This is a genomic window from Streptomyces sp. NPDC087215, from assembly GCF_044744885.1.
Taxonomy (GTDB): Bacteria; Actinomycetota; Actinomycetes; order Streptomycetales; family Streptomycetaceae; genus Streptomyces.
Genome location: NZ_JBIUZD010000008.1, coordinates 14,961 through 30,522, shown reverse-complemented (window position 1 = coordinate 30,522; position 15,562 = coordinate 14,961). Strand labels below are relative to the sequence as shown.

Here is a 15,562-nt window from a genome sequence, read left to right as displayed (position 1 = left end):
AGGCAGGCCGGCGGGGCGCGTCCGCGTCCCGCCCCCGCCCGCCACCGGCCGAAGCGCCCCGGCGGGTGGGCCGGGCCGGACGAAAAAGAGAAGCGCCCCGCGCCGTCGATCCCCCCACGGGTCGACGAGCGGGGCGCTTCCCATGTCCCGGAGCGGATTCCCCCCACGGGATCCGGGCCGGGCGTCTGCGTGTCAGCAGAGGCTACGCGGGTCGGGCGCGACGCGGTCTGCCGGGGTACGTACGGGAGGGCCGCTCAAAGCTCCCCGGTGCACGTGCCCCGGCCAACAGCTTGCCTGTGGGACATCCCCCAAGACGTCCCACCGAACGTCCCCCAAGACGTTCTTCGGCATCGCCCACTTAGACTCGCGAACAGCCCAGATGGTTACCCCCCAATATCTGTGATCTAGGTCTCGTTGTGAAGGTCCTGTGCGTCACACGTAGGTGAAATCACATGAACCTGCGCAGCCGCAGGCTGTTGGAGACGACGAAGACGGACGAAAAGGCCATGGCGAGGCCCGCGATCATCGGGTTGAGCAGTCCGGCCGCGGCGAGCGGCAGCGCCGCCACGTTGTAGCCGAAGGCCCATCCGAGGTTGCCCTTGATGGTGGCGAGGGTCCGGCGGGAGAGCCGGATCGCGTCGGCCGCGACCCGCAGGTCCCCCCGTACCAGGGTCAGATCGCCGGCCTCGATGGCCGCGTCGGTGCCCGTTCCCATGGCCAGGCCCAGGTCGGCGGTGGCGAGGGCCGCCGCGTCGTTGACGCCGTCGCCGACCATGGCGACGGTCCGGCCCTCCTCCTGGAGCCGCCGGACCACCCCGGCCTTCTCCTCGGGCAGGACCTCCGCGATCACCTCGTCGATGCCGACCTCGGCGGCCACGGCCTCGGCCGCCGCCCGGTGGTCGCCGGTGAGCAGCACCGGGCGCAGTCCGAGCGCGCGCAGCCGGGTGACCGCCTCGGCGCTGGTGTCCTTGACGGTGTCGGCGACGGTCAGGGTGCCCCGGGCGATCCCGTCCCAGGCGACGTGGACGGCGCCGGGGCCGGTCCGTTCCGGGACCTCGACGCCCTCGGCGGTGAGCAGGGCGGCGCGTCCGACGAGGACGAGACGGCCGTCGACGGAGCCCCGGACGCCGAGCCCGGGGACGTTCTCGAAGGACTTGGGGGTGGGCAGGGGGCCGAGGCGTTCGGCGGCCCCGGCGGCGACGGCGCGGGCCACCGGGTGCTCGGAGGCGTCTTCGAGGGCCCCGGCGAGACGCAGGAGGGTGTCCTCGTCGGTGCCCGCGTCCTCGTACACGTGGAGGTCCGTCAGGGACATCCGGCCGGTGGTGACGGTGCCGGTCTTGTCGAGGACGATCGTGTCGATCCGGCTGGTGGACTCCAGGACTTCGGGACCCTTGATGAGGATGCCGAGCTGGGCGCCCCGGCCGGTGCCCACGAGGAGGGCGGTGGGCGTGGCGAGGCCGAGGGCGCAGGGGCAGGCGATGATCAGGACGGCGACGGCGGCGGTGAAGGCGGCCGTGGGGTCGTCGGTGACGAGCAGCCAGGTGACGAGGGTGCCGAGGGCGATGAGCAGGACGACGGGGACGAAGACGGCGGATATCCGGTCGGCGAGCCGCTGGACCTCGGCCTTGCCGTTCTGGGCGTCCTCCACGAGCCTCGCCATCCGGGCGAGCCGGGTGTCGGCGCCGACGCGGGTGGCGCGGACGACGAGCCGCCCGGAGACGTTGACGCAGCCGCCGGTGACGGTGTCGCCCTCGGTGACGTCGAGGGGCAGGGACTCGCCGGTGAGGAGGGAGGCGTCGACGGCGGAGGAGCCCTCGGCGACGGTCCCGTCGGTGGCGATCTTCTCCCCGGGGCGTACGACGAAGAGGTCGCCGGTCCGCAGCTCGGTGACCGGTACGCGTACCTCGGTGCCGTCGCGGAGGACGGCGACGTCCTTGGCGCCGAGTTCCATCAGGGCCCGCAGCGCCGCGCCCGCCTTGCGCTTGGCGCGGGCCTCCAGACAGCGGCCGAGCAGGATGAAGGTGATGACGCCCGCCGCGACCTCCAGATAGATCGCGGAGGAGCCGGTGGAGTGGTCGACGGTGAGGTCGAAGCCGTGCCGCATCCCGGGCTCGCCCGCGTCGCCGAGGAAGAGGGCCCAGAGGGACCAGCCGAAGGCGGCGAGGGTGCCGATGGAGACCAGGGTGTCCATGGTGGCGGCGCCGTGCCGGAGGTTGGTCCAGGCGGCCCGGTGGAAGGGCAGGCCGCCCCAGACGACGACGGGGGCGGCGAGGGTCAGGGAGAGCCACTGCCAGTCGTCGAACTGGAGCGCGGGGACCATGGCGAGAAGGACGACGGGGGCGGAGAGGAGCGCGGAGACGGTGAGGCGCTGCCGGAGGGCGGCGAGCTCGGGGTCCCGCGTGTCCGCGTCACCGGACCCGGACCCGTCACCGGACCCGGCCCCGGCGGTGGGCGCGGGCTCCGGCGGCGGGGGTTCCTCGGCGGTGTAGCCGGTCCTCTCGACGGTGGCGATCAGCTCGTCGACCCCGATGTCCGGCGGATGTTCGACGCGGGCCTTCTCGGTGGCGTAGTTGACCGTGGCGGTCACCCCGTCGATCCGGTTGAGCTTCTTCTCGACGCGGGCGGCGCAGGAGGCACAGGTCATGCCGCCGATCGTCAGCTCGGTGGTCGTGGACGTCGTCATGGGCGATTCCCAACGGGAGCGGGGCCGTACCCGGTGACGGTACGGCCCCGGGGGGACGGCGGCGGTGCGGGGTCAGACCAGCTCGTACCCGGCCTCGTCGACGGCGGCGCGGACGGCCTCCACGTCGAGGGGGGCGACGGACACGACGGTGACCTCTCCGGTGGCGGCGACGGCGGTGACGGAGGAGACGCCCGGCAGTGCGGAGATCTCACCGGTGACGGCGCCTTCGCAGTGGCCGCAGGTCATGCCCTTGACCTGGTAGGCGGTGGTCAGCTCGGTCTGCGTCTCTGCGGACATCGGGATCTCCTCGTGGGTTCAGGTCCGTACATCGCCAGATTATACCCCTAGGGGGTATAAATTCCACCAGGGTCCCGTTCGGACCGCGCCAGCGATCTCAGCCAGAGGAGTCCGGCCAGGGTCACCAGGACGAGACCGCCCACCGAGAACAGGGTGAAGAGGTGTTCCTGCTGGGCCGTGGGCCGGGGGATGTACCCCTGCGCGAAGAGCGAGCGGTCCAGGCCGGTGGTGGTCAGCTGGAGCACCAGCCAGAGCGCGATGCCGTGCATCGAGTCCCAGAGCGCGTGCAGCGCCGCCACGCCGAGGTACGTCCCGATGACCGGGCCCGCGAAGCGGAAGCGGCCGTCGGGGCGGCGGTGGGCCAGCAGGACCCCGCCCGCGATCGCCGTCCACAGGCCGTGCCCGAAGGGGGCGAGCAGCCCGCGCAGGATCTCCGTCTCCAGGAGCGAGCGCAGGTCGATGCCGTCCATGGTGACGGCGGCGTTGAACGCGTACCCGGCGCTCTCGAAGGCGGCGAAGCCGAAGCCGACCGCGCCGCCGAGCACGAGCCCGGCGCGGACGCCCCGCACTCCGGGGCGGTGGCGCAGCACGAACATCAGCGCCGCCAGCTTCACGGCCTCCTCGATCAGGCCCACCCCGACGAACATCCACAGGGACGGGTGGAGCAGGTAGTACTCCATGACCGAGGCGCCCAGCACCCCCAGGACGCCGCCGGTGACGCAGCAGCCCAGGATCACCGGCACCCCGAGGTCCCGGCCGTGCCGCTCGTACGCCCAGAGCACGAAGACCGCCGGGACGAGGAAACTGCCGAGCAGGATGAGGGTGGGGAGAAGGGTGGTGTTCTCGGTGACGTAGGTGACGATCGCCGTCAGCACCCAGAGCGCCAGACCGCCCCAGAGGCAGCGCTTCCACAGGCCGGGGCGCGGTGGCGGGACGGGGGGCGCCGCCGGGGGCGGCGGCGCGGGTGCCGGTGTGCGTGTGCCGGGCGGGTAGTCGTGCACGGGAAATCCTCCAAGTCCCTCCGCCTGCGGTCCGTCTGACCGGAGCCTATGGTAAACACCCGATATGTCGCATTCGGGGACCACGCTCGTCCTGATCATGGCGATCGCCGTCCTGGCGCCGCTGCTCGCCTACGGGGTCAGCCGCAGGCTCCCCGTCCCCCTCGCCATCTTCGAGATCCTGCTCGGCATCCTCGTCGGCCCCGCCGTCCTCGACTGGGCCCGCCCGAGCGAACTCGTCGACGGACTCTCGGAACTCGGCCTCACCATGCTGATCTTCCTCACCGTCGTCATGGCCTTCGGCGCGGTCGGCGAGTTCGGCCCGATCATCGCGATGGCGCTGCTGCTCAGCGGGCGCGGCGCGGGCGAGTCGACCGTGCTCCTCGCGGTCTTCGCCGCGCTCACCGCGGGGGCCGTGCTGTGGGCGCTGCGGCCCCGCCCGCCGTGGTTCTCCCGGGTGATCGCCAGGACCCTGCACAGCAGCGGCCAGTTCGCGGTGCGGTTCGTCTTCCTGCTGCTCGCCCTGATGCTGGGCGCCTCGGAGGCCCTCGGGCTCGACGTGCTGCTCGGCGCCTTCGCGGCGGGACTGATCACCCGGCTCGTGCTGGCCGGGGCGGCGCCCGCGTACGGGCCGCAGATCCTGGAGAAGGTCGAGGCGGTCGGCTTCGGCTTCCTCGTGCCCGTCTTCTTCGTCGTCACCGGGATCGAGTTCGATCTCGGCTCGCTGCTCGACGGCGGCCGGAGCCTGCTCCTGCTGCCGGTCTTCCTGCTGCTGTTCCTCGTGGTGCGCGGCGGGCCGATCTGGTTCCTGGCCCCGCGCGACCTCGGCCTGAAGGACCGGGGCGGGCTCGTCCTGTACGGCTCCACCGCGCTGCCGCTCGTCGTCGCCATCACCACCATCGGGGTGGACGACGGGACGATGACGGCGGGCGAGGCGGCGGCGCTGGTCGGGGCGGGAATGTTCTCGGTGCTCCTCTTCCCGCTGTTCGCCCTGAAGGCGCGGGCGGAGGCGGGGAAGGAGGCGCTGCCCGCCGACCGGGGCGGGGGCTCGGAGGCGTGGTGAGGGGGTGGGAGGGGCTGAGTGAGGGGGCTGGGTGAGGGGCCGGGCGGCGGGTCGGGTCTTCTCCGTCGGCCTTCTCCGCCGGGGTCTTCTCCGGCGGGGTCTTCTCCGCCGGGCCGCCCCCGGCGTCCCGCCCGCCTCGCCGGGTCAGGGTGTGGGCGAGGACTCGGCCACCGGGGCCAGATAGCGCAGGAGGACCTTCTTCAGCTCGGCGATCGTCGCGTCCCGCTCGGGGCCCTCGGGGGAGGCGAGGACCAGCGCCAGGCCGCCCTTGACCACGGAGAAGGACATGGCGGCGATCCGGGTCTGCTCGTCCACGGGAAGGCGGGGGGCCTTGTGGGCGATGAACTCGCGGGCGCGGGAGAGCAGCGAGTCGTGCAGCTCGTCGTGCTCCTCGGCGATGCGGCCGGGGACCTCGGAGCCGTGCATCAGGGCGAGGAAGGCCGGGTTGGCGCAGTTGAACTCGACCATGGGGTCGATCACCGCGTCGATCAGCGCGGGCAGCGGCAGGTCGAGGTTCTCCGGGGTGAACGCCTGGCCGTGGGCCTCGCGCATCCGGTGCAGGAGGAGCCCGCCGAGCTCGATCGCGATGGCTTCCTTGTTCGGGAAGTACTGGTAGAGCGTGCCGGGCGAGACCCGGGCCTCACGGGCGATCGCGTTGGTGCTGGTCGCCGTGTAGCCGTTGGCGCAGAAGGCGTTCGCGGCGGCCTGGAGCAACTGGGCGATACGGCGCTCGCCGCGTGCCTGGCGGCGGCGCGGTCGCGGTTCTCCGGAGCTGCCTCCGGACAGGTCGTCGGGCACGTCCTCGGACATGGCTGTCCCCAGCTTTCCTCAACGCGATTGACAAACACGAGTGGTCGCTCGCATTCTTGGGGGAACGCGAGCGGTCGCTCGTGTTTGCCAGTCTATGGCAACGGGTGACCTGTGTGACCTGCCCGGAAGCGAGTGCACGGGTCAGGTGAAGGGGACACCTCGTCATGGCCGAAGTCAAGAAAACAGCGCGCGGGGGCGGGCCGGGGCGGGGCCCGGAGGCCGGGGGATGGACGAGGTTCGTCACCGTACGCCCACGGCTCACGCTCCTGGTGGCCCTCGTCCTGACGGCCCTCGCCGTCCTCGCGGGCAGCGGCGTCGCCGACCGGATGGGCAGCGGGGGCTGGGAGGACCCGGCCGCCGAATCCACCTACGCGACCGGGGTCCTGGAAGACCGCTTCCCCGGTTCCCAGCCCAATCTGCTGCTCCTCGTGGACGCCGGACCCGAGGGCGTCGACGCCCCGGCCGCCGCCGCCGAGGCCCGTGGGCTCGCCGCCCGGCTCGACGCCGAGCCGGGCGTCGAAGGCGTCGGCTCCTACTGGTCCACCGGCTCGCCCGCCCTCCGCTCCGAGGACGGCCGGAAGGCCGTGATCGCCGCCAGGATCGGCGGCGAGGAGAAGGCCGCCGCCGCCGTGCTCGACCGGATCGCCCCCTCCTACCGGGGTACCCACGGGCCGGTCGAGGTCTCCCTCGGCGGCGGGCTCGCGGTCCGCCACGAGATGCAGAAGACCATCGAGGAGGACCTGCTGCGGGCCGAGCTCATCGCCCTGCCGCTCACCCTCGTCCTGCTCGTCATGGTCTTCGGCAGCGCCGTCGCCGCCCTCCTCCCGCTCGGCGTCGGCATCGTCGCCATCCTGGGTGCCAACGCCGTCCTGCGCGGCATCACCGAGTTCACCGACGTCTCCGTCTTCGCGCAGAACCTGACGACCGCCCTCGGCCTCGGACTCGCCATCGACTACGCCCTGTTCATCGTCCGCCGCCACCGCGAGGAACTGGCCACGGGCGCCGACCCGCGCACCGCCGTCCGCGCCACCCTGCGCACCGCGGGACGGACCGTCCTCTTCTCCGCCCTGACCGTCGCCGCCTCGCTCTCCGCGATGCTCGTCTTCCCGCAGTACTTCCTGCGCTCCTTCGCGTACGCGGGGATCGCGGTCGTCCTGCTCGCGGCGGTCGCCGCGCTCGCCCTGCTCCCGGCGGCCCTGGTGCTGCTCGGCGACCGGGTGAACGCACTGGACCTGCGACGCCTCCTGCGCCGGGGCCGCGCGCCCCGCCCGGACGCCCCGGGGCGGAGCGCGGAGGGCGCGGGCTGGGCACGGACCGCCGCGCTCGTGATGCGCAGGGCACCGGTCTTCGCCGTCCTCACCACCGCCGGACTCGTCCTCCTCGGACTGCCCTTCCTCGGCGTGGAGTTCGGCACCGCCGACGACCGCCAGCTCCCCGCCACCGCCTCCTCCCGGATCGTCCAGGACGAACTGCGGCACGGCTTCCCGGGGAACCCGGGCGGCGGACTCACCGTCCTCGCCGAGGGCCCTGCCACCCCCGCGCAGTACACCGCCTACCGCGAGCGGATCGCCGCCCTCGACGGGGTCGCACGGGCCGAGGGACCCGTGACGGCGGGCCCGGGACACGCCTTCTTCACCGTCGTGCCCGAAGGGGAGGGCGTCGGGGCCGGGGCCCAGCGGACCGTGGCCGAACTGCGCGCCGCACCGGCCCCGTTCGACACCTCCGTGACCGGACAGGCCGCCGCCCTCGTCGACTCCAAGGACGCCCTCGCCGAGCGGCTGCCCTGGGCGGCGGGCATCATCGTGGTCGTCACCCTGCTGCTGGTCTTCCTGCTCACCGGAAGCGTCCTCGTCCCCGTCCAGGCCGTCGTCCTCAACGCGCTCAGCCTCACCGCGATGTTCGGCGCGGTCGTCTGGGTCTTCCAGGACGGACACCTCGCCGGACTCCTCGGCTTCACCCCGACCGGCGACATAGAGACCACCCTGCCCGTCCTCATGTTCTGCGTCGCCTTCGGACTCTCCATGGACTACGGGGTGTTCCTGCTCTCCCGCGTCAAGGAGGAGTACGACGCCACCGGCGACCACGAGCACTCCATCCGCTTCGGACTGAGCCGCACCGGCGGGCTCATCACCGCCGCCGCCGTCATCCTCGCCGTCGTCATGGTCGCGATAGGGACCTCCCGGGTCACCAACACCAAGATGCTCGGCCTCGGCGTGGCCCTCGCCGTCCTCATGGACGCCATGGTGGTCCGCAGCCTCCTCGTCCCCGCCGTCATGAAGCTCACCGGCCGCCTCACCTGGTGGGCCCCCGGCCCGCTGCGCCGCTTCCACGACCGCTTCGGAATCAGTGAGTCGGACGGGCGCAACCATTCCCCGGCCCCGGATGTCCAAGGGGTGTACGAGAAGCGGCGGGAAGCCGCTTCGTCGCGTGCTTGAGAAGAACATCAGGGGGAATTGTGGAGCGCACACGAGCGACCTTGGTCCTGGCGACGACACTCGTCGTCGGCTTGACCTCGTCGATAGGGGGAGGGGTGGCCGCCGCCGCCCCGGTGGCCCGCACGGCATCGACCGCCGTGCCGGCATCGGCGGCCGAAGTGGGCACGGTCGTCCAGGAGGGGGGCCGCCTCAGAGTCCCGGCGGGCATCGAGGGGCCGGTCACCCTGCGGCTCAAGGTCACGCTGCCGGCCGGGGTCACCGGCCCGGTGCGGGCCGACATCGGCCTGCCCGTGCGGTCCTTCCCGCCCGCCGGTCCCAGCCCGCACCGGCTGGCGGCGGCGCTGCACTCCACCTGCGCGGTCAACGGCGGGGCGTTCTCGACCTGCGAATGGGACCCGCCGTGGCTCGACGGCGAGGACTACCCGTACCCGGTACGGCTGAAGCTGCCGGTCACGGAGGCCGCGCCGACCCTCACCTACCAGGTCACCATCGACACCTCCTCGGACCAGGCGTGGGTCGGTCCCCTCGACGCCCCGGTGCAGCTGAAGGACTCCACCGGCGCCGTGGTGGCGACGGGCACCGCCGGTCTCGACTTCGGCCTCGGTACCCCGGAAGGGCGGTACATCGGGGCCCTGCACGCCCGTGACAAGAACGGCGTGCTCTGGCGGTACGACGGCACCGGCCACACCGACCGGCCCTTCTTCCCCCGCAAGAAGGTGGGAGGCGGCTGGAACGTCTACACGGCGGTCGTCCCGATCATCAGTCCCCGGGGAGACGGCACGGGGGAGCTCGTGGCCCGGGACAAGGCGGGTGTCCTCTGGTACTACAAGGGCACGAACAACCCCGAAGCACCCTTCGCGCCGAGGGTCCGCGTCGGCGCCGGGTGGGACATCTACACCTCGCTGGTCGGCCGGAGCAACGGCGCCCTGGTCGCCCGGGACAAGAGCGGCGTCCTGTGGAACTACGAGCGGGACCAAAGCGGCAGGGTCCCGTTCATCCCCCGCAAGAAGGTCGGCGGCGGCTGGAACATCTACAACAGCGTGATCGGCTACGGGGGCGGGCCGCTGGCGCGGGACAAGGCCGGTGTCCTCTGGAAGTACGACGAGACCAGCGACGGCCCCCTGGGCCCCGAGGGCTACCCCTTCCGGTGGCCCTTCAAGGTCGGCGGCGGCTGGAACATCTACACGGCCGTCGCGGGCACGGCCGACCTCGGACCGCGTGACTACTTCGATGATGTCGTGGCCCGGGACCGGAGCGGCAAGCTCTGGCTCTACCAGGGGGTCCGCAAGAGCGATGCCATCGTGCCGGGGCCGGTCCGCACCCCGGTCGGCAACGGCTGGAACATCTACGACCTGATCTTCTGAGGCGCCGGGACGAGGCGCTCCCCGTCCCCCCCCCCCACGTGGTGACGCCGGGCCCGGGAGGAACTCCGGGCCCGGCGCCGTCCGCACGGGGTCAGTCGCGGCGGCCCCGGTTGCCGGGGCGGCTGGCGACCCAGGAGCGGATCGTGTCCGCGTACCAGTAGGGCTTGCCCGACTCGACGAGGTCGGGAGCGGGAAGGAGTCCGTGCTTCCGGTAGGAGCGGACCGTGTCCGGCTGCACCCGGATGTGTGCGGCGATGTCCTTGTACGACCAGAGCCTTCTGTCCGTCATGCCTGGTACCTCCCTGCGCGCCGCGCAGCGGCGGCGGGGGTGCCGTTCGGAGGCGCTGCGGACGTGCGTTGGCGATCACTGAGCCTGTGCCCCCTGCAACGGTTCCCCGGGCAGGAGGGGCCCGGCTGTAGAGCGTCTGTGACGGAAGACCCGCGTAATGGAGACATGTGTGACGAAGAGCGGACGCGCGTGACGGAAAAGGAGCAACCGGACCCCGGCGTGTCCTCGCTCCCGGACAGGGGCCGGGAAGCAGGAGGCCCGGCGGGGCGTCACACCCCGCAGGAGCGGAGGAAGTCCCGGGTGCGCAGGGCGATCGGATAGGGCGTGTCCGGCTCGCAGGGGTACATGTCCTGTTCGACGATCGCGAACAGGTCGACGTCCAGGGCCGCCGCGGCGGCGAGCACCGGTTCCAGGGCGGGCACCCCGGACGGCGGCTCGCACATCACGCCCCGGGCCACCGCGGGCCCGAACGGCACCCCCTCGGCCACCACCCCGGCCAGGATCTCCGGATCCACCTGCTTGAGGTGCAGATAGCCGATCCGCTCGCCGTAGGTCTCGATCAGCTTGACGCTGTCGCCGCCCGCGTAGGCGTAGTGCCCGGTGTCCAGGCAGAGCGCGACCGCGTCCGGGTCGGTGGCGTCGAGGAACCTGCTCACGCTCTCCTCGCCGTCGAGATGGGTGTCGGCGTGCGGGTGGACCACGATCCGCAGCCCGTACCGCTCGCGGACCTCCCGGCCCAGCCGTTCGGTGAGCCGGGTCAGGTCCCGCCACTGGCCCGCCGTGAGCGTCCGGTCCTCCAGGACCTCGCCGGTGCGGTCGTCCCGCCAGAACGACGGGATGACCACCAGATGGCCCGCGCCGACGGCCTGCGCGAGGGCGGCGTTCTCGGCGACGTGCGCCCACGTCCGCTCCCAGACGTCCGGCCCCTGGTGGAGCCCGGTGAAGACCGTTCCCGCCGAGACCCGCAGACCGCGCCGCGCGGTCTCCTCGGCCAGGACGGCCGGATCGGTCGGCAGATAGCCGTACGGGCCCAGTTCGATCCACCCGTACCCCGCGCCGGACACCTCGTCGAGGAAACGCTGCCAGGGCACCTGGCGGGGATCGTCGGAGAACCACACCCCCCAGGAGTCCGGGGCGGACCCGATCCGGATGCGGGACGGCGACGACTGCGGGGACGGCTTCGTCATGTCCGCCACCTTGACCGGGGCCCCTGAGCACCGTCAAGGAGGCGGACCCGGTCCGTCACGTCGTCCGAATGTCCGGACATATCGTTGACACGCCTCCCGGCGGACGGCTAGACCTGGGACGACTGGACCCGGGAGGGCCGGACCGGGACGGAAAGCCGGACGCGAGAGGTGGCGCGGGTGGAGTCGGAGCCGTACGACCTGATCACGATGGGCCGCCTGGGCGTGGACCTCTACCCGCTCCAGACGGGGGTGGGCCTCGACCGGGCCGAGACCTTCGCCAAGTTCCTCGGCGGTTCCCCGGCCAACGTGGCCGTGGCCGCCGCCCGGCTCGGCCGCCGCACCGCCCTCGTCTCCCGTACCGGGGCCGACCCCTTCGGCGTCTATCTCCACCGGGCGCTGCGGGAGTTCGGGGTGGACGACCGCTGGGTGACCGAGGCCGCGGAGCACCCGACGCCCGTCACCTTCTGCGAGCTGTTCCCGCCCGACGACTTCCCGCTGTACTTCTACCGGCGCCCCAAGGCCCCCGATCTGGAGATCCGCGCGGACGCGCTGGACCTCGACGCGATCCGCGCCGCCCGGGTCTTCTGGGCCACCGGCACCGGCCTGTGCGCCGAGCCGAGCCGGACCGCGACCCTCGCGGCGCTACGGGCCAGATCCGGCCGCGAGGTGACCGTCCTCGACCTGGACTGGCGGCCGATGTTCTGGGCGGACCCGGCGGAGGCCCGGCCCCACTACGCCGAGGCGCTGCGGCACGCCACCGTCGCCGTCGGCAACCTCGACGAGTGCGAGGTGGCGACCGGGGAGCGCGACCCCCGGGCGGCGGCCCGCGCGCTGTTCGACGCGGCGGGCGGGGCGCTGCGGCTGGCCGTGGTGAAGCAGGGCCCGGGGGGAGTCCTCGCGCTCGCCGCCGACGGGACCGGCGCGGAGGTCCCGCCGCTGCCGGTGGAGGTCGTCAACGGGCTCGGCGCGGGCGACGCGTTCGGCGGGGCGCTCGTGGACGGGCTGCTGGCCGGTCTGGACATCGGGACCGTCCTGCGCCGGGCCAACGCCGCCGGGGCGATCGTCGCGGGCCGTCTCGCCTGCTCGTCGGCGATGCCGTACGCCCCCGAGATCACCGAGGCGCTGACGACGGGCACGGGCACGCTCGGACGGGACCGGGACCGGGACCGGGACCGGGACCGGGGCTCGGACGTGGACTCGGACCAGGGCTCGGACCCGGCCCCTCGCGCGGGCGCGGACCCCGCCACCGCCCCGGGCCCGTTCCCCGGGCGCCCGGTCGCCGACCGTACGGACCCGGCCACGGCTCCGGTGTCGCGGCCGAGCGGGGGAACCCGTACGCCCGCGACACCGGACTCCGGCGCGGAGACCGGCGCGGACTCCGGCGCGGGGACGATCGCGGGGAAGGGGTAGGGATGCGCCATGCTTCCTGAGCCGAACGCCGAACCGAATCCTGGTCGGAGCCCCGGTCCGATCAGCGGTCCGATCCCCGATCCCAGCCCTGGCGCGCGCCCCGGCGCGAGCGCCGGGCCGGGTCGTGCCGCAGCCCCCGGCCCCGCCTCTCGGCCGAGTCCCGGCCCCGGCACCGGCACCGCCCCGAGACCTGGTTCGAGCCCCGCCCGCGCCGCAGGTCCCGGCTCCGCCCCTGGTCCGCGTCCCGCCCCCGGCCCCGGCTCCGCCCCCGGTCCGCGTGCCACCTCCGCCCCCGCCCCCGGTCCGGGCGGTGCCGCGGGCCCCGCCCCCGTACCGGCCCACGGGTCGTTCCCCTCGCTCCATCTGCCCGCCGGGACCGCCGCCCGGGGGCCGTACGCCGTCGACGTCGATCCCGCGCGGGCCGGATGGGAGTACTCCGCCCTGCGCGTCCTCACCCTCGGGCCTGGCGGGATCCACTCGTTCGAGAGCGGGGATTGTGAATGGGCCGTGCTTCCCCTCTCCGGGGCCTGTAGCGTGCGCGTCGACGGAGAGATCTTCGAACTCCAGGGCCGCACCGGCGTGTTCGACGGAGTGACCGACTTCGTCTACGTACCGCGCGACGCCCACGCCCAGATCGCCTCCGGCGCGGGAGGCCGCTTCGCTTTGGCAGGAGCGAAGTGCGAGCGACGACTCCCCGCCCGCTACGGCCCCGCGCCGGAGGTTCCCGTCGAGACCCGGGGCAGCGGCAACCGCGCCCGCGAGGTGCGGAACTTCGGCTCCGCCGACGCCTTCGCCTGCGACCGGCTCATCGCCGTCGAGGTCGTCACCCCCGGCGGCAACTGGTCCTCCTACCCGCCGCACAAGCACGACGAGCACCGCCCCGGCACCGAGTCCGTCCTCGAAGAGATCTACTACTACGAGATCGAGGGCCCCCACGGCCTCGCCTACCAGCGGATCTCGCCCTCCCGGCCCGGCGGCGCCGATCTCCTCGCCGAAGTCGCCGACGGCGACGTCGTCCTGGTGCCGGACGGCTGGCACGGCCCCTCCGTCGCCCAGCCGGGCCACGCCCTGTACTACCTCAACGTCATGGCGGGCCCCGGCGCCGAGCGCGCCTGGCGGATCAGCTTCCACCCGGACCACACCGAGGGATACGCATGACCATCCGGCTGACCGTCGCCCAGGCGCTGATCCGCTTCCTCGCCGCCCAGCACACCGAACGCGACGGCGTCCGGCAGCGTCTGATCACCGCCACCTGGGGCATCTTCGGCCACGGGAACGTCGCCGGGATCGGCCAGGCACTCGTCGAGGACCCCCGGCTCATGCCCTTCCACCAGGGCCGCAACGAGCAGGCCATGGTGCACGCCGCCGTCGGCTACGCCCGCCAGTCGAACCGGCTCTCCGCGCACGCCGTCACCACCTCCATCGGTCCCGGCGCCACCAACCTCGTCACCGGCGCCGCCCTCGCCACCGTCAACCACCTCCCCGTGCTGCTGCTGCCCGGCGACACCTTCGCGGGCCGCCCCGCCGACCCGGTGCTCCAGCAGCTCGAAGTCCCGTACGCGGGAGACGTCTCGGTCAACGACTGCCTCCGCCCCGTCTCGAAGTACTTCGACCGGGTCGGCCGCCCCGAGGCCCTGATCCCCGCCGCCCTCGCCGCCGTCCGGGTCCTCAGCGACCCCGTGGAGACCGGCGCGGTGACGCTCGCGCTGCCCCAGGACGTCCAGGCGGAGGCGTACGACTGGCCGGAGGAGTTCTTCGCCGAACGGATCTGGTACGTCCGCCGCCCCCGCCCCGACACGGCCGAACTCGACGCCGCCGTACGGGCGATCAGGACCGCCCGGCGTCCGCTGGTGGTCGCCGGGGGAGGGGTGAGGCACAGCCGTGCCGAGGAGGCGCTGCGGATCCTCGCCGAGCGGGCCGACCTGCCCGTCGTCACCACCCAGGCGGGCAAGGGCGTCCTGCCGTACGACCACCGCTGCGAGGCGGGCGGCATCGGCCACACCGGCAGCGCCACCGGCAACGAACTCGCCGGCACCAGCGACCTGGTCATCGGCGTCGGCACCCGCTACACCGACTTCACCACCGCGTCCGGCACCCTCTTCCGGGACGGCACCCGCTTCCTCAACCTCAACATCGCCTCCTTCGACGCCCACAAGCTCGGCGCCCGGCCGCTCGTCGCCGACGCCCGGGAGGGCCTCACCGCCCTCACCGAGGCGCTCGGCGACCACCGCCAGGACCTCGTCCGGTGGACCTTCTCCAAGCGGCGCTGGCAGGAACGCGTCGACGCCGCCTACGCGGTCCCCGACGAGAACGCCCGCCCCACCCAGACCCAGGTCCTCGGCGTACTCGACACTCTGGTCGACGCCCGCGACATCCTGGTCAACGCCGCCGGATCGCTCCCCGGCGACCTCCACCGGCTGTGGCGGAGCCGTTCGTCCGACCAGTACCACGTCGAGTACGGCTACTCCTGCATGGGCTACGAGATCCCCGCCGCCCTCGGCGTCCTGCTCGCCGCGCCCGACCGGCCCGTCTGGGCCCTCGTCGGCGACGGTACGTATCTGATGAACCCCACCGAAATCGTCACCGCCGTGCAGGAACGCCTGCCGCTGCGGCTGATCGTCCTCCAGAACCACGGCTACGCCTCCATCGGCGGGCTCTCCGAGTCCGTCGGGGCCGAGCGGTACGGCACCGACTACCGCCACCGGGACGCCGACGGCGGCTTCACCGGACCCCCGCTCCCCGTCGATCTCGGTGCCAACGCGGCCTCCCTCGGGATGCGGGTGCTCCGCCCCCGCACCGTGCGTGACCTGCGAGAAGCCCTCGCGGACGCGCGGGCGGCGACGGTTCCCACATGTGTCTACGTCGAGACCGAAACGCCCGACACTGTGTCGGGCCCGCCCCCGGCCCAGGCGTGGTGGGATGTGCCCGTGGCCGAGACCTCGACCCGCCCGTCGGCGGTCAAGGCCCGGGAGGAGTACGACCGGCACGTCACCGCCCGACGCCGCCATCTCTGAAGGAGCATTTCG

General features: G+C 73.3%; 12 protein-coding genes. 6 read left to right on the top strand and 6 right to left on the bottom strand.

Features of this window, described 5'->3' with window-relative positions:
* Window positions 1-448 precede the first annotated feature (448 nt).
* From ACIO92_RS21125 to ACIO92_RS21115, 3 genes are all read right to left on the bottom strand, one after another.
* Window positions 449-2,683: a heavy metal translocating P-type ATPase gene (locus tag ACIO92_RS21125; protein WP_402282856.1), complete on the bottom strand. Its 2,235-nt coding sequence runs from the start codon at window positions 2,681-2,683 to the stop codon at window positions 449-451.
* A 72-nt stretch (window positions 2,684-2,755) separates the two neighbouring features.
* On the bottom strand, window positions 2,756-2,980 hold the full coding sequence (locus ACIO92_RS21120) for a heavy metal-associated domain-containing protein (protein WP_366441165.1): 225 nt from the start codon (window positions 2,978-2,980) through the stop codon (window positions 2,756-2,758).
* Between the two features lie 47 nt (window positions 2,981-3,027).
* Complete coding sequence (locus ACIO92_RS21115) at window positions 3,028-3,981, bottom strand: PrsW family intramembrane metalloprotease (RefSeq protein ID WP_401237339.1); 954 nt, start codon at window positions 3,979-3,981, stop codon at window positions 3,028-3,030.
* Between the two features lie 64 nt (window positions 3,982-4,045).
* Between ACIO92_RS21115 and ACIO92_RS21110 the strand changes: the two genes are divergently transcribed.
* Window positions 4,046-5,041 carry a cation:proton antiporter gene (locus tag ACIO92_RS21110; protein ID WP_402282859.1) on the top strand — a complete coding sequence of 332 codons (996 nt, stop codon included), beginning with the start codon at window positions 4,046-4,048 and terminating at the stop codon, window positions 5,039-5,041.
* Between the two features lie 144 nt (window positions 5,042-5,185).
* On the opposite strand, the gene ACIO92_RS21105 is transcribed toward ACIO92_RS21110, so the two are convergent.
* The gene (locus ACIO92_RS21105; RefSeq protein ID WP_402282861.1) at window positions 5,186-5,851 is read right to left on the bottom strand and encodes a TetR/AcrR family transcriptional regulator; all 666 of its coding nucleotides are present in this window, start codon (window positions 5,849-5,851) and stop codon (window positions 5,186-5,188) included.
* Window positions 5,852-6,015: 164 nt separating this feature from the next.
* Between ACIO92_RS21105 and ACIO92_RS21100 the strand changes: the two genes are divergently transcribed.
* Window positions 6,016-8,286, top strand: coding sequence for an MMPL family transporter (locus ACIO92_RS21100; protein WP_401237341.1), 2,271 nt, complete (start codon window positions 6,016-6,018; stop codon window positions 8,284-8,286).
* A gap of 20 nt (window positions 8,287-8,306) precedes the next feature.
* On the top strand, window positions 8,307-9,650 hold the full coding sequence (locus ACIO92_RS21095) for a tachylectin-related carbohydrate-binding protein (RefSeq protein ID WP_366441169.1): 1,344 nt from the start codon (window positions 8,307-8,309) through the stop codon (window positions 9,648-9,650).
* A 91-nt stretch (window positions 9,651-9,741) separates the two neighbouring features.
* On the opposite strand, the gene ACIO92_RS21090 is transcribed toward ACIO92_RS21095, so the two are convergent.
* Window positions 9,742-9,939: a MarR family transcriptional regulator gene (locus ACIO92_RS21090; RefSeq protein WP_351782377.1), complete on the bottom strand. Its 198-nt coding sequence runs from the start codon at window positions 9,937-9,939 to the stop codon at window positions 9,742-9,744.
* Window positions 9,940-10,208: 269 nt separating this feature from the next.
* Entirely contained in the window at window positions 10,209-11,126 is a 918-nt protein-coding gene (locus tag ACIO92_RS21085; protein WP_402282864.1) for a sugar phosphate isomerase/epimerase family protein, read from the bottom strand.
* Window positions 11,127-11,333: 207 nt separating this feature from the next.
* On the opposite strand from ACIO92_RS21085, the gene iolC reads away from it, so the two are divergent.
* The 3 genes from iolC (at window position 11,334) to iolD (ending at window position 15,550) form a co-directional block, all read left to right on the top strand.
* Window positions 11,334-12,536, top strand: a complete 1,203-nt coding sequence (gene iolC / locus ACIO92_RS21080; protein ID WP_402282884.1) for a 5-dehydro-2-deoxygluconokinase — start codon at window positions 11,334-11,336, stop codon at window positions 12,534-12,536.
* A gap of 363 nt (window positions 12,537-12,899) precedes the next feature.
* Window positions 12,900-13,694: a 5-deoxy-glucuronate isomerase gene (gene iolB, locus ACIO92_RS21075; protein WP_366441196.1), complete on the top strand. Its 795-nt coding sequence runs from the start codon at window positions 12,900-12,902 to the stop codon at window positions 13,692-13,694.
* Window positions 13,691-15,550: a 3D-(3,5/4)-trihydroxycyclohexane-1,2-dione acylhydrolase (decyclizing) gene (iolD, locus tag ACIO92_RS21070; protein ID WP_402282865.1), complete on the top strand. Its 1,860-nt coding sequence runs from the start codon at window positions 13,691-13,693 to the stop codon at window positions 15,548-15,550. The genes iolB and iolD overlap by 4 nt, the downstream gene beginning before the upstream one ends.
* Window positions 15,551-15,562: the final 12 nt, after the last annotated feature.